This is a genomic window from Mesorhizobium sp. M0894, assembly GCF_040319725.1.
Taxonomy (GTDB): Bacteria; Pseudomonadota; Alphaproteobacteria; order Rhizobiales; family Rhizobiaceae; genus Mesorhizobium.
The window spans coordinates 44,758-57,432 of the sequence record NZ_JAMYOG010000016.1 but is presented as its reverse complement, the minus strand read 5'-3'; the positions used below and the strand labels follow the sequence as shown (position 1 = coordinate 57,432).

Genomic DNA, 12,675 nt, shown 5'->3' with positions numbered 1-12,675 from the left:
GGTGCTACGGCTCGAACAAGCATGGGCAATCTTCACTCGACGCGGTGTGCTGGCTTTTTTCTACGTTTCATACAGTGAGGGACAATGGCCGGCACTCCGTTGATCAGCATTCTGATCACTTTCCTTGTCATCATTCTGGTGCTGTATCTGGTCAATCGGCTGCCGCTTGATGGTCGCACTCGTCAGATTGCCCAGATTGTCGTGATCATTATTGGCATCATTTCGCTGCTGAAGTACCTCGCAGTGTTTTAAGCCATCACGGTTGGGATATGCGACGCTGCTGGCGTCCGAGCGAGCAAGACAACCCAGCGCTTTACACCCACTCATGAGCAGGCGGCTTGAGACCTTCCCGCTCTAGGAAAATATCAGCCTCGCGCGGTTGTCGACGATCCTGAGGGCGGCCAGCTGGCCGGTTTGGAAGGCGCCGGTGTCTATGCCAAGCCGGCGTCCCTCAAGCTTCGGAATGTCGACCGGCGTATGCCCGTGCACGACATAACGTTCGAGAAGATGCGCGGCTTCGAAGAACTCCGAGCGGATGTTGAGCAGGTCGTCCTCGTCTTGCGCGGCCAGCTCGATGCCGGGCCTGATGCCGGCGTGTACGAACACGAATTTGGCCGAATAGACCATGACCGGCAGCGCACGCATGAAGCTGACATGGCCGGCTGGAATGATCTCCCGGATGCGCCGGTCGACCTCCTCGCTTGAACCGTAGAGATCGGCCATGCGCGACGGATCAACGCCGTAGGAAAACAGCGTTTGCAGGCCACCTATCGCCAGCCACGATTCTCTCGAAATGATCCCGTCGAGGTAGTTCAGCATCACGACTTCGTGGTTGCCGGCAAGGCAGACGCGCTGGAAGCCTTGGAGTGGCGGCGCCAGCAGATGATCGAGCACGCGCGCCGACTGGGGGCCACGATCGACGTAGTCGCCGAGCATGATGATGAGCTTGCGCCTTTCGAAAGACGCAGAATCGACCAGGATGTTCTGCTCCAGGGAGCGAAGCTCCTTATAGCAGCCATGCACGTCGCCGATCGCATAGACGACCGTGTCCTGCAGATCCATCTCGAGCCGCTGGCGCGCCACGGTCCGGGGCTTTCTCGATCGCTGGAACAAGGTCACGAATGGCGTCTCGTATGGCTATGAATGCGCCTCGATCTCGAAACAACATGGCGACGCAGCGCGTGGATACCATGTCTGGCACCGGTCGTTCCATACCGGAGCTTCGGACGCAACTCGGCTTCGGCGTCCTACAGGCCGATGCCACGGCCGTTCAGCGCGGCGGTGATCTCGTCGAGGATGGCGGGGTCGTCGATCGTCGCCGGCATGCTCCATTTCTCCTTGTCGGCGATCTTCTGCATGGTGCCGCGCAGGATCTTGCCGGAGCGCGTCTTCGGCAGGCGCTTGATCGTCACCACCGTCTTGAAGGCGGCGACCGGGCCGATCCGTTCGCGCACCAGCGCGACCACCTCGTTTTCGATGATGCCCGCGTCGCGGTCGACGCCGGCATTCAGCACGACGAAGCCGAGCGGAACCTGGCCTTTCATCGCATCGGCGATGCCGACGACGGCGCATTCGGCAACGTCGGGATGCGCGGCCAACACCTCCTCCATGGCGCCGGTCGACAGCCGGTGGCCGGCGACGTTGATGATGTCGTCGGTGCGGGCCATGACATAGAGATAGCCGTCCTCGTCCATCATGCCGGCATCCGCCGTTTTGTAGAAGCCGGGGAACTCCTCGAGATAGGCTTGGCGAAACCGCTCGTCGGCATTCCACAGCGTCGGCAGACAGCCGGGCGGTAATGGCAGTTTGACCACAACGTTGCCCAGTGTGCCGCGCTTGACCGCATGCCCGGCATCGTCGAGCACGCGAATGTCGTAGCCGGGCATCGGCATGCCGGGCGAGCCGTATTTGACAGGCAGCAGGCCCAGTCCGGCGGGATTGATGGTCATCGGCGAACCGGTCTCGGTCTGCCACCAGTGGTCGATCACCGGCACGTTCAATTTCTGCTCGGCCCATTTGATGGTTTCCGCATCGGCGCGCTCGCCGGCAAGGAACAGCGTGCGGAACCGGGACAGATCGTGTTTCGGGACGAACTCGCCCCTCGGGTCCTGTCCCTTGATGGCGCGGAAGGCGGTTGGCGCGGTGAAAAGTGCGACCACGCCATGCTCGGCGATCACACGCCAATAGGTGCCGGCATCGGGCGTGCCGACCGGCTTGCCTTCGAACAGCACCGTCGTGCAGCCATGCAGCAGCGGGCCGTAGACGATGTAGGAATGGCCGACCACCCAGCCGACGTCCGAAGCCGCCCAGAACACTTCGCCGGGTTTCACACCGAACTCGTTTTCCATCGACCATTTCAACGCGACCATGTGGCCGCCATTGTCGCGCACGATGCCCTTTGGCTGGCCGGTCGTGCCGGACGTGTAGATGATGTAGAGCGGATCGGTGGCAAGCACCGGAACGCAGTCGACATTGGCACCCGCGGCCCGCTCCCGCGCCACAGCGTCGGCATAGTCGATGTCGTAGTTTTCCCTGAGCTCGCAGCGCAATTGGTCGCGCTGCAGGATGAGGCAGGCTTCGGGCTTGTGCCGCGACATCTCGATCGCCTTGTCGAGCAGCGGCTTATAGGCAACGACACGCGCGGGCTCCAGGCCGCAGGACGCCGAGATGATCAGCTTCGGCTTGGCATCGTCGATGCGCGTGGCGAGCTCATGTGAGGCAAAACCGCCGAAGACCACTGAATGCACGGCGCCGATCCGCGCGCAGGCAAGCATGGCGAAGGCTGCTTCCGGCACCATCGGCATGTAGATGATGACGCGATCGCCTTTTTGGATGCCGCGATTCTTGAGTACCGAGGTCAGTGCAACCACCTCGCGCTTCAACTCGGCATAGGTGAATTTCTTGATTGTGCCCGAAATCGCGCTGTCATGAATAAGCGCTATTTGGTCGGCGCGGCCGTCCGCCACATGACGATCGACGGCATTGAAGCAGGTGTTGCACGAGGCACCATTGAACCACCGGCCATAGACGCCGGCATTGGCATCGAACACGGTCTCGAAGGGCGAGAACCAGTCGATTGCGCCGGCGGCATCGGCCCAGAATTTTTCCGGGTCGCGTTTCCAGCCATCATAGACCTCGTGGTAGCGTGACGCCATCCAGCTTCCTCCCCAGGAATGTTTGCTGTTCTTGAAATAGCGTATGCTGCTTTCTGTAACCATGTATTTGTGCTTTTCGTTTGCCGTCGGTCTAATTCGGCCGCAAATGCAGGGTCGTCGTGGCCTGCGGGGCTGATACGGCCGAATTTTCGACATTGGGGGCAGGGCGCGATGAAACTGCGATACGAGCTTGGATTTGCCGTCGTTGCGACGCTGGCGTTCGCACTCGCTTCAGCTGCTCAGGCCGGCGATGCGGCGGCACGGCGCATCATCGGCTTTTCGCCCGACGGCAACTATTTCGCCTTCGAGCAGTACGGCACGCTCGATGCCGGTGCTTCGGATTCGGGCTGGTCGGAGATCGAAATCATCGACACCCGCACCGATCAATTCGTCGGCGGCAAGCCGATCCTCATCGTCGACGAGACGGAGGATTCTACGTTGACACTTGCGCAGGCAAGGGCACAGGCCGCCGAGCTGGCAGCGCCCTTGCTGGCCAAATATGCCATCGCACTGCGCGGCGAGCGGACGGGCTTCGACAAATTCACTTTTCCCGACGACATGGTCGCCTACAACGACATTGCGCGCCTCGAGCAGGTTTCGCAGAAATGGCTTTGGCCGACTTATGACGAGCTTGGCATCTCGACCATTCAGCTCGACCAGATCCTTGCCGACAGCACGGCGGATTGTTCATCGAGTTTCGACAGGACGCAGCAAGGCGAAACGACCGGCAAGGCGCTCGGCTTTCGCCTGACGCTGCAGGGTCAGGACGGCAAGCCGATCAAGCTGCTGCATGAGGACAGGGCGGTGCCGGGTTCGAGGAATTGCCCGACTTCTTACAGCCTGTCGGAATCTTACGCATTCACCCCCGACCGCAAAGCAGGCGTGCTTGTCGTACTCGTGCAGCGTTTCAGCCAGGGATTTGAAGGGCGTGACCGCCGTTTCATAGCCGTGACAGGGCAGGCGCGTTGAGACAACCCGCTGAGAAATAATCTGCTACTCGAGTTGATTCCTAAAGCGGCAGCGCAGCGAGCATGAGGCCAACCCCGCCGGCGATCAGCAAGGCGGCTGCCAGCATTTTCCCATGACGCTCGAAACCTGTCGGCGCCCGATCCCAATTGTAACGCATGCCCCAACTCCGCAAGCCCGCTGAGTCCCTTATCTTACCTAGGGTGAGGAGGACAACAGTCTGGCGATGCACCACGCTGCTGCTGTCGGTCTTATCACCGACTATTTCTGGGGCATTCTCCGCCGCTACATGCCCCAGCGCAGCGCGGCGGTGTGCACAGGCGCATCCCAAAACACTGCCGTCTCGGCGTCGAACATGCTCAGCGTGATCGAGCAGCCGGCCATGTCGAGCGAAGTCACATAGGACCCAACCAGCGACCGGGTCACCGTCACGCCGTGCTTCTCGAAGGTTTTGCGGGCGCTGTTGTACATCAGATAAAGCTCCATCAGCGGCGTGCCGCCAAAGCCGTTGACGAAGAGCAGCGCCCGGCCTTTGGCGCCGTCGCCCAGATCGCCGAGGATCGCGGTACAGATCTCCTCGACGATAGCGTCGGCGCTCTTCAACGTGTCGCGCCGCCTTCCGGGCTCGCCATGGATGCCGACCCCGAACTCCATCTCGCCGTCGCCGATGTCGAAGGTCGGCTTGCCCGCCGCCGGCACGGTGCAACTGGTCAGCGCCACGCCCATCGAGCGCGTTGCGCCGTTGACGCGCTCGCCCAGCGCCTTCAAAGACTCCAGTGGCATGCCTTGTTCGGCCGCCGCGCCGACGATTTTCTCGACCACCAGCGTACCGGCGACGCCGCGCCGGCCGGTGGTGTAGGACGAGTTTTCGACCGCGACGTCGTCATTGGTCACGATTTGCATCACGCCTTCCGACATTTCAGCGGCCATGTCGAAATTCATTACGTCGCCCTCGTAGTTCTTGACGATGAACAGGCAGCCGGCGCCCGTATTGACGGCTTCAGCCGCCGCCATCATCTGGTCCGGCGTCGGCGAGGTGAACACCTGGCCGGGGCAGGCGGCATCCAGCATGCCGTGCCCGACGAACCCGCCATGCAGCGGTTCGTGACCCGAGCCGCCGCCGGAGATCAACGCCACCTTGCCCGGCTTGAGCACCTTGCGGCGGACAAATTTGTGCTCCTCGCCAAGCGCCAGGATATCGGCATGCGCGGCAACGAAGCCGTCGAGGCTCTCGGTCAGCACCGTGTCGACGGAATTCAGAAATTTCTTCATGGCTGTCCTCCCGAAATAGCCCAGCGTCAGCTGCCCTTGCCGGCGATGCTGGTGATCTTCTGGATGAAATCATTGACCGCCCGGTCGAGCGCCGCGTTCTGCTTGTCGTCGCCGAAATCGGGAACGATCAGCGAGACATGGCGTGTCTTGCGCATGCCTGCAGCCAGCGACATCTTTCCCGGATGCGCCCGATGGTAGGCTTCGAGGAAATGATCGCGTTCGGCCGGGCTGAAATGGCAGACGGAGAAGATAGCCGGCAAATGCTTCGACGGGATCGGCGTCGAATAGGCCGGGCTGGAAATCTGCGTGACGAAGCTGCGATGCTTGCCCAGCGCGTCGGCGAGGCGCTGGCGCATGCCGGACGGGCGCTGATCGATCACCTGCGACAGGATCGTCTTGTAGGCGCGGATCGCCTCTTCGGGGCCGGATTGCGACGCCTTGTCTGACATGCCGGGCCTAGATCCAAACGTCCGCGATGGCCGCCTTGGCCATCGCGAGTTGGGCGGGAGCGACGGAGAGGTCACGCAGGCCGGCTTCGAGCAGCGCCGGGATCGAGGCGGGGTCGCCGCCGGCATCGCCACACAGGCTGACCGGGATATTATGCTCGCGCCCGAAGGCGGCAACCGACGCGATCAGCCGGAGTACGGCCGGGTGCCTGACGGAATTCAGATGTGCGACCGAAATGTTATCGCGAGCGGCGGCCATCACATATTGGGTCAAATCGTTCGAACCGATCGAGAAGAAGGCGGCCCTGGCGAATGCCTCCGGCGCAATCGCCACCGAAGGCACCTCGACCATGATGCCAAGTGGCGGCATTTTTTGCGCGATGCCGCGCGCCAAAAGGTCAGCCTGCTCCTCAGCGAACAGCGCGGTGGCGCGTTCATACTCTTCCGGAACGGCGATCATCGGGAACATCACCTTCAGATTGCCGTGCATGGCGGCGCGGAGCAAGGCGCGGATCTGCACACGAAAGACCTCCGGACGCGCCAGCGACAGCCTGATCCCGCGCAGCCCAAGGAATGGATTACATTCCTCGACGGTCAGGCCCGGCACAGGCTTATCGCCGCCAGCATCGACGGTTCGGATCGTCACCGGCCTGTCGCCTGCCCATTCCAGCACTTTGCGGTAGGCGCGATATTGCGTCTCCTCGTCCGGCAGCGTCTTGCCGAACAGGAATTCGGTCCGCATCAGCCCGACGCCGTCGCACGTCGCAGCATCGATGCTGTCGACATCGGACGGATCGGCGATATTCACCTGCACCCGGACCGCTATGCCGGTCTTCGTTGCCGCAGGCCTTATCAGATAGGCTGCCGCTTCGCCGCGATGCGCTGCGAAAGAGGACGACGATCGCCGGAATATGGCGATCTCCGCTTTCGAAGGCGCCAACATGATGGCGCCATGTTCGGCATCGAGCAGTGCGATTCCGGCAAGGTGGGCCGGCGAAGCACCGAGCCCGGCTACCCCACGCGCCACGAGCCCAAGCCCCACCACCATAGGCACGCCGCGCGAGCGCGCCAGCATTGCGACATGACTTGCGGCACTTCCGGCCTTAAGCGCTATGCCGCCGCCGGCACTCCAGTCGGTTTCGAGGAAGCGCGTCGGTGCGATATCCTCGCCGTAGAAGATCGCACCCGCCGGCGCGGCAATGTCGCCGCTTCCGGTCAGCGCGCGTAGCACCTGGTCGCGTATATCGCGCATGTCGGCGGCGCGGGCCCGGAAATAGTCCTGCTCGGATGTCTCATAGCCGGCTATCTCGGCGTCGAGTGCCCGCCGCCAAGCCACATCAGCGGCCATGCCCTCGGCAATGTGCGAAAAGGCCGGGGCGGTCAGCGCATCGTCCTCCAGCATGGCGAGCTGGAATTCGAGGATATCGGACGCCTCGCTGTCGCTGGTTTCGATCAATGTCGCGAGCCGGCCCGCGGCAATGCCGATGGCGACCTCAAGCGCCGCCTTCTCGTCCGCGGCACTCGCCTTGCGAACATAACGTACAGCGGCCTGGTCCAGATCGAACAGCGGCCCCTCGGCATAGCCGGCCGATGCCGAAATGCCCTGCAGCCTAAGCGGTTCGGGCATGGTCCTTGCCCTCGTCGAAATCGCGCCGCACCAGCTCGACCAGCGCGTCGACCGCCTCGCCGGCGCCGTCGCCTCTGGCTCGGATATGCAGCACAGTGCCTTTCGGCGCCTTGGCCGCCATCACCTTGACGATGCTCTTGGCGTCGTACCACGGCCCGTTGGCGGCGACCGCCACTTCGACCTCGGCCGAAAACGTCTTGGCAAGCTTGGTGAACTTCACCGAAGGACGCGCATGCAGGCCTACCTCATGGGTGATCAGGACGCTGGCTTCGGCTGCTGCGGACATGCTTGTCAAAATTCCCGTTCGTTTCACGAGGGCGACAATTCGTGCGCCGTCGCTACCACTTCCCTGAGCGAGGCGCCGCCGGAAGCCTCGGTCGCCGCCATCACCGCGCCTTCGACGATCGGCGCATTGCAGACGATGATCTTCTGGGCGCGTGGTTCGCCGATCATCTCGACCGCCATCTCGCTATTGGTCTCGGCGCCGCCGAGATCGACGAGGATGGCGACACCCGCCTCCGACCAGGCCTTGTCGATGGCGCCCATGATCGCCTCGACATTGGTTCCCAGCCCGCCATGGCCGTTTCCGCCGCACCATGCAAGCGGCACTTCGTCGCCGACCATCTGCCGCACCATGTCTGCGGTGCCTTCGGCGACCAGCGGCGAATGCGATACGATGACGATGCCGACATTGCTCATGCGCGCGCCTCGATTGCTTCGGCGACGGCCCGCACCAGAAGCGCGGTCGAGCGTGCGCCGGCATCCATATGACCGATCGAACGGTCGCCAAGGAAGGAGGCGCGCCCGCGCAAGGCCTTCATCGGCACCGTTGCGTCGGCTGCATTGTCGGCAATATCGACTATGTCCGCTGCCGTCTTTCCCTGCACCAGCGCTTCATGCACCGGCTGCAGTACGTCGAGCATGGTCTTTTGCCCGGCCTGCGACTTGCCTCTGGCGGCCACCGCTTCAATCGCCTTGCCGAAGGCCGCAGCCAGATTGGCGCGATCCGGCGCGGCGGAAATCTCCTTGCCGAGCGCCATGAACAGCGTGCCGAACAGGGGTCCGGAGGCTCCGCCGACGGTCATCACCAGCTTGGTGCCGACCGCCTTCAGCGCCTCGGGCAACGGCTTTGCCGCGAACGCGCCGGCCTCGGCCCGCACGGCCTCGAAGCCGCGTTTCATGTTGAGCCCATGGTCGCCGTCGCCGATCGCCTGGTCGAGCCCGGTCAGCTCTTCGGCATGGGCGGCGATGGTGTTTGCCGCCGCCTCGATTAGCCTGGAAAGATCCGCTACCGCCATATCACCCATGCTCCTGGCCTCCGCGCTGCCGGCAGTACGAGAAAATTGCATATCCGGCAATTGAAGCATTCTTTTCCCCAGTCAAGCGGGTTCGAGCAACGCAGCGAGGGCAGTGAAGACCTCGGCGACGGCAAAGGCGCCGGGGTCGACCACGCCGTCGAGCTGGCTGCCAATATAGGCGGACCGGCCAGCCTTGGCCCTGCGCATGGCAGCGGTGGCCTCGGCGCCGCGCTGCGCCGCGACCGCCGCATCTTCCAGACTGCCGCTATCCAGCGCCCTTAAGGCGGGTTCCAGGGCATCGATCATCGTGCGATCGCCGATCCTCGCTCCACCATAGAAGGACATCCGATCGAGGCCGGCGAGAAGTGCCTTGGGAAAAGTTGCGCCAGACGCCAACGCCTGCGCGGCGGCTGTAAAGAAGATCGACAGCAGTACGCCACTGGAGCCGCCCATGCTGGCGCTCAGGATGTCGCCCACGGTGGCGAGCGTTGCGGCAGGGTCGGCGAGCGGCAGTGTCTCAAGGCGGCTAAGCACGCTCCGCGCGCCGGCCGCCACAGTTGATCCGGTGTCGCCGTCTCCCGCCTTGGCATCCAGTCCGTTCAACGCGCCTTCAAGCGAGATCAGCCGTTCGCAGACCGCGACAACCAACTGCTCGGTGCGTGCATCCTGGCTGGCTTTTGACGCGTTGTTCGGGCCGGTGGCTTTGGCCACCGGCACGACGCTCACTGGGCGAACGGCTCTTGCCGGCAGCCAGGCGTGAGGGCCGACCGGCGCCCGCAAGGCTACTTCGCGAGGCGCATCGAGCCGGATCAGCGACAGGGAAAAGCCGTTCATGTTGAGCGCCGTCATAAGCTGCCCGGGCCCGATCGTCAGCGTCACCTTTCGTGCCAGCGGTGAAGCCAACACCGCATTGGTGACAAGCAACATTTCCAGCGGCGGCACCGAACCGAGATTGTTGATCAGCAAGGCGTAGTCACTGGCGGGATCGAGCCGCGCGGCAAGGCGCTCCGACATGATCGCAACCAGCCTTTCGGCACTTTGCACCGCAATCCGCTCAACGCCCGGTTCGCCATGGATGCCGAGGCCGAGTTCGGCGTCGTCGGCGCCAAATCTTTCGTCATGGCTCTGGCCGGGGATCGAGCAGGACGACAGCGATATGCCGAGTGAAACGATGTCCACCGCCGCGGTCCGCGTCGTAGCGGCAACCGTCGCCAGATCGTTGCCGGCTTCCGACAGGTGGCCGGCGATCTTGTGCACGAACAAGGTGCCGGCAACGCCACGCGGCTGGGCAATATCCGGCAGGGCAATGTCGTCGGCGACGATCACCATCTCGACGCGGAAGCCTTCGGCGCGCGCCTTCTCGGCTGCCAAGCCGAAGTTGAGGCGATCACCGGTGTAGTTCTTGACGATCAGCAGGCACCCGGCGGGACCGGTTACCGCGCGGATGGCGGCCAATACTGCTTCCACGCTCGGCGAAGCAAAGATCTCGCCTGATACTGCCGCCGTCAGCATGCCCACGCCGACGAAGCCGGCATGCGCGGGTTCGTGCCCGGCCCCGCCGCCGGAGATGATGCTGACCTTGCTCTTATCCCAGTCCGCACGGAGGACGACCTTGATTTCGGGATAGCCGTCGAGGCGAGCGAGATCGCCGGCGCCGGTCGTGCCGAGAAAGCCGTCCAGTGCCTCAGTTACGGTCGTATCCCTGCGATTGAAAAAATGCTTCATCGAATTGGTCCAGTCCGATGCCCGAAATTGCCGGTTGAAAGGTGCCAGGAAAACACTCGCGCAGCGCTCACATCAGCCGTCGCCCATCGGCGCCGAAATACAGTGGCGAGCGGTAACGGATCATGATCTTGTCGCCTTGCGCCAGGTGGGTGTCGGGGTCGGTCAGCGTCACCAGCTTCTTGGTCCCCACCGTCACGTGCAGATGGTTCTGGTCGCCGAGATGCTCGACCCAATCGACGACGCCGTCGGCATGGCCGTTCGCGGCCTTCTCGATCGAAAGATGTTCGGTGCGCGCTCCGACCGTCTTCGTTCCCGCCGGCGCGCCGCCATCCGGCAGCAGTCCGACCGGCAACAAATTGATTGCCGGTTGGCCGAGCCTTGCGGCGACGTGAAGGTTTGCCGGCTCAGAATAGATCGCGCGCGGCGAACCGATCTGCACCAGTACGCCGTCGGCGAGGATGCCGATGCGGTCGGCCATGGTCATCGCTTCGATCTGGTCGTGGGTGACGTAGAGCATGGTGGCGCCGAGTTCGGCCTGGATGCGCTTCAGCTCGAGCCTGAGATCGGCGCGCAGCTTGGCGTCGAGCGACGACAGCGGCTCGTCCATCAGGTAGATCGACGGCTTGCGCACCAGAGCGCGGCCGATGGCGACGCGCTGCATCTCGCCGCCCGACAGTTTGGTCGAGCGATTATTCAGCTTGTGGTGGATGCGCACCATCTTGGCCACGTCCTCGACGCGGCGGCGGATCTGATCCTCCGGCATTTTGCGCGCCGGCGAGCGTAGCGGAAAGGCGAGGTTGTCGTAGACCGACAGATGCGGATAGAGCGAATATTGCTGGAACACGAAAGCGGTGTCGCGCTCGGCCGGCGACAGCGTCGTCGTGTCGTGGCCGGCAATATGGATCGAGCCCGCTTCGGGCCGCTCCAGCCCAGCGATCAGCCTGAGCGTCGTCGTCTTGCCGGCGCCGGTCGGCCCGAGCAGCACGACGAATTCCCCGTCGGCGATATGCAGGTCGAGATTGTTGACGGCGACATGCTCGCCAAAAACCTTGGTCACGCCTTTGATGTGAACGTCAGCCATGATGCGCTCTCCCCTGGGAGGCCGACTCATGGATTTCGGTGCGCACCGCACGGCCGGATCCTTTTGCGAACAGCGACAGCCGCGCGCTGCTCAGCGCCAGGCCGACATGATCGCCCGGATTGAGCCGGATTTCGGCCGGCACCCTGGCCTTGATGATGCCGTCTGCCGTCTCCACCGCCACGATTTGCGTGGTACCGAGATACTCGGTGCCGTAAATGGCGCCGCGCAGCTTCGAGGCGTCGTCGAAGCGGATGTGCTCCGGTCGGATGCCAAGCGCCATCTCGGCCGGTGCAACATCCTCGCGCACTTCCGGCACGGCCACCTTCGCGCCTTGCACAACAATTTCCCTGGCGCCCTTTGAAAGGCCGCCGCCGAAGCCGAGGAAATTCATCGGCGGCGAGCCGATGAAGTCGGCGACAAACATCGTCGCCGGCCGGTCGTAGATCTCACGCGGCGTGCCGAACTGCTCGATGACGCCATGGTTCATCACCGCGATCTTGTCGGCCATCGACATCGCTTCCATCTGGTCGTGCGTGACATAGACGGTGGTGGCGTGGATGCGGTTGTGCAATTCGCGCAGCTCATGGACCATCAGGTCGCGGAATTCGGTGTCGAGCGTGCCGAGCGGCTCGTCCATCAGGAAACACTTTGGCCGCCGCACGATGGCGCGGCCGAGCGCCACGCGCTGGCGGTCGCCGCCGGCAAGCCCGGAGACGGATTTGTTGAGCAGATGGTCGATCCGCAAGAGCTTCGCCGTCTCTTCCACTCGGCTCCGGATTTCAGCGCCTGGCATGCCTTGCGCCAGAAGTGGAAAGCCGATGTTCTTTCTCACATTCATGTGCGGATAGAGCGCGAACAGCTGGAAGACGAAGGCGATGTCGCGCTCGCGGGCACGCCGCATGGTGACGTCCTCGCCGCCAAGCAGGATCTTGCCGCCGGTCGGCAGTTCGAGCCCGGCGATCATGCGAAGCGTCGTCGTCTTGCCGCAGCCCGACGGCCCCAGCATGACGAAGAACTCGCCGTCCTCGACGACGAAGTTGGAATCCTGCACGGCGACGAAATCGCCGAAAGCCTTCCTCAGATGTTCGATCCTGATCTCGGCCAT

13 protein-coding genes are annotated in these 12,675 nt (G+C 63.4%); 2 read left to right on the top strand and 11 right to left on the bottom strand.

Annotated elements, in window-relative coordinates; translation table 11 throughout:
• The first annotated feature begins 84 nt into the window (after positions 1 to 84).
• On the top strand, positions 85 to 252 hold the full coding sequence (locus tag NKH91_RS25380; protein ID WP_023717974.1) for a Thivi_2564 family membrane protein: 168 nt from the start codon (positions 85 to 87) through the stop codon (positions 250 to 252).
• A gap of 102 nt (positions 253 to 354) precedes the next feature.
• On the opposite strand, the gene NKH91_RS25375 is transcribed toward NKH91_RS25380, so the two are convergent.
• Both NKH91_RS25375 and NKH91_RS25370 read right to left on the bottom strand, forming a co-directional pair.
• Positions 355 to 1,119, bottom strand: coding sequence for a metallophosphoesterase family protein (locus NKH91_RS25375; protein ID WP_023717973.1), 765 nt, complete (start codon positions 1,117 to 1,119; stop codon positions 355 to 357).
• Positions 1,120 to 1,247: 128 nt separating this feature from the next.
• Positions 1,248 to 3,155: a propionyl-CoA synthetase gene (locus tag NKH91_RS25370; protein WP_023717972.1), complete on the bottom strand. Its 1,908-nt coding sequence runs from the start codon at positions 3,153 to 3,155 to the stop codon at positions 1,248 to 1,250.
• A 171-nt stretch (positions 3,156 to 3,326) separates the two neighbouring features.
• On the opposite strand from NKH91_RS25370, the gene NKH91_RS25365 reads away from it, so the two are divergent.
• On the top strand, positions 3,327 to 4,124 hold the full coding sequence (locus NKH91_RS25365) for a DUF2259 domain-containing protein (protein WP_023717971.1): 798 nt from the start codon (positions 3,327 to 3,329) through the stop codon (positions 4,122 to 4,124).
• Positions 4,125 to 4,406: 282 nt separating this feature from the next.
• Here the strand turns inward: NKH91_RS25365 and dhaK are convergent, their stop codons facing one another.
• The 9 genes from dhaK to NKH91_RS25320 form a co-directional block, all read right to left on the bottom strand.
• A complete protein-coding gene (dhaK, locus tag NKH91_RS25360; RefSeq protein ID WP_352483976.1) occupies positions 4,407 to 5,393 on the bottom strand; it encodes a dihydroxyacetone kinase subunit DhaK in 987 nt (328 codons plus the stop codon).
• A 26-nt stretch (positions 5,394 to 5,419) separates the two neighbouring features.
• Positions 5,420 to 5,842, bottom strand: coding sequence for a hypothetical protein (locus NKH91_RS25355; RefSeq protein ID WP_023717968.1), 423 nt, complete (start codon positions 5,840 to 5,842; stop codon positions 5,420 to 5,422).
• A 7-nt stretch (positions 5,843 to 5,849) separates the two neighbouring features.
• A complete protein-coding gene (ptsP, locus tag NKH91_RS25350; protein WP_352847839.1) occupies positions 5,850 to 7,466 on the bottom strand; it encodes a phosphoenolpyruvate--protein phosphotransferase in 1,617 nt (538 codons plus the stop codon).
• On the bottom strand, positions 7,450 to 7,752 hold the full coding sequence (locus tag NKH91_RS25345; RefSeq protein WP_352717826.1) for an HPr family phosphocarrier protein: 303 nt from the start codon (positions 7,750 to 7,752) through the stop codon (positions 7,450 to 7,452). Before NKH91_RS25345 ends, ptsP begins: the two co-directional genes overlap by 17 nt.
• A gap of 23 nt (positions 7,753 to 7,775) precedes the next feature.
• Entirely contained in the window at positions 7,776 to 8,165 is a 390-nt protein-coding gene (dhaM, locus tag NKH91_RS25340) for a dihydroxyacetone kinase phosphoryl donor subunit DhaM (RefSeq protein WP_006325214.1), read from the bottom strand.
• Positions 8,162 to 8,764 (bottom strand): dihydroxyacetone kinase subunit DhaL, encoded by a 603-nt coding sequence (gene dhaL / locus NKH91_RS25335; RefSeq protein WP_352847840.1) that lies wholly within the window; start codon positions 8,762 to 8,764, stop codon positions 8,162 to 8,164. The genes dhaM and dhaL overlap by 4 nt, the downstream gene beginning before the upstream one ends.
• An 81-nt stretch (positions 8,765 to 8,845) precedes the next feature.
• Positions 8,846 to 10,489: a dihydroxyacetone kinase subunit DhaK gene (locus NKH91_RS25330; RefSeq protein WP_352847842.1), complete on the bottom strand. Its 1,644-nt coding sequence runs from the start codon at positions 10,487 to 10,489 to the stop codon at positions 8,846 to 8,848.
• 67 nt (positions 10,490 to 10,556) lie between these two features.
• The gene (locus tag NKH91_RS25325; protein WP_352885275.1) at positions 10,557 to 11,570 is read right to left on the bottom strand and encodes an ABC transporter ATP-binding protein; all 1,014 of its coding nucleotides are present in this window, start codon (positions 11,568 to 11,570) and stop codon (positions 10,557 to 10,559) included.
• The gene (locus NKH91_RS25320) at positions 11,563 to 12,675 is read right to left on the bottom strand and encodes an ABC transporter ATP-binding protein (RefSeq protein WP_023717961.1); all 1,113 of its coding nucleotides are present in this window, start codon (positions 12,673 to 12,675) and stop codon (positions 11,563 to 11,565) included. Before NKH91_RS25320 ends, NKH91_RS25325 begins: the two co-directional genes overlap by 8 nt.

Bases quoted from the DNA above. Each gene is read 5' to 3' on its own strand.
- NKH91_RS25365 (WP_023717971.1), top strand. From the start codon at position 3,327: ATGAAACTGCGATACGAGCTTGGATTTGCCGTCGTTGCGACGCTGGCG.
- NKH91_RS25320 (WP_023717961.1), bottom strand. From the start codon at position 12,675: ATGGCCGAGATCAGGATCGAACATCTGAGGAAGGCTTTCGGCGATTTC.
- dhaK (WP_352483976.1), bottom strand. From the start codon at position 5,393: ATGAAGAAATTTCTGAATTCCGTCGACACGGTGCTGACCGAGAGCCTC.
- ptsP (WP_352847839.1), bottom strand. From the start codon at position 7,466: ATGCCCGAACCGCTTAGGCTGCAGGGCATTTCGGCATCGGCCGGCTAT.
- NKH91_RS25355 (WP_023717968.1), bottom strand. From the start codon at position 5,842: ATGTCAGACAAGGCGTCGCAATCCGGCCCCGAAGAGGCGATCCGCGCC.
- NKH91_RS25345 (WP_352717826.1), bottom strand. From the start codon at position 7,752: ATGTCCGCAGCAGCCGAAGCCAGCGTCCTGATCACCCATGAGGTAGGC.
- dhaL (WP_352847840.1), bottom strand. From the start codon at position 8,764: ATGGCGGTAGCGGATCTTTCCAGGCTAATCGAGGCGGCGGCAAACACC.
- NKH91_RS25370 (WP_023717972.1), bottom strand. From the start codon at position 3,155: ATGGCGTCACGCTACCACGAGGTCTATGATGGCTGGAAACGCGACCCG.
- NKH91_RS25380 (WP_023717974.1), top strand. From the start codon at position 85: ATGGCCGGCACTCCGTTGATCAGCATTCTGATCACTTTCCTTGTCATC.
- NKH91_RS25330 (WP_352847842.1), bottom strand. From the start codon at position 10,489: ATGAAGCATTTTTTCAATCGCAGGGATACGACCGTAACTGAGGCACTG.
- dhaM (WP_006325214.1), bottom strand. From the start codon at position 8,165: ATGAGCAATGTCGGCATCGTCATCGTATCGCATTCGCCGCTGGTCGCC.
- NKH91_RS25325 (WP_352885275.1), bottom strand. From the start codon at position 11,570: ATGGCTGACGTTCACATCAAAGGCGTGACCAAGGTTTTTGGCGAGCAT.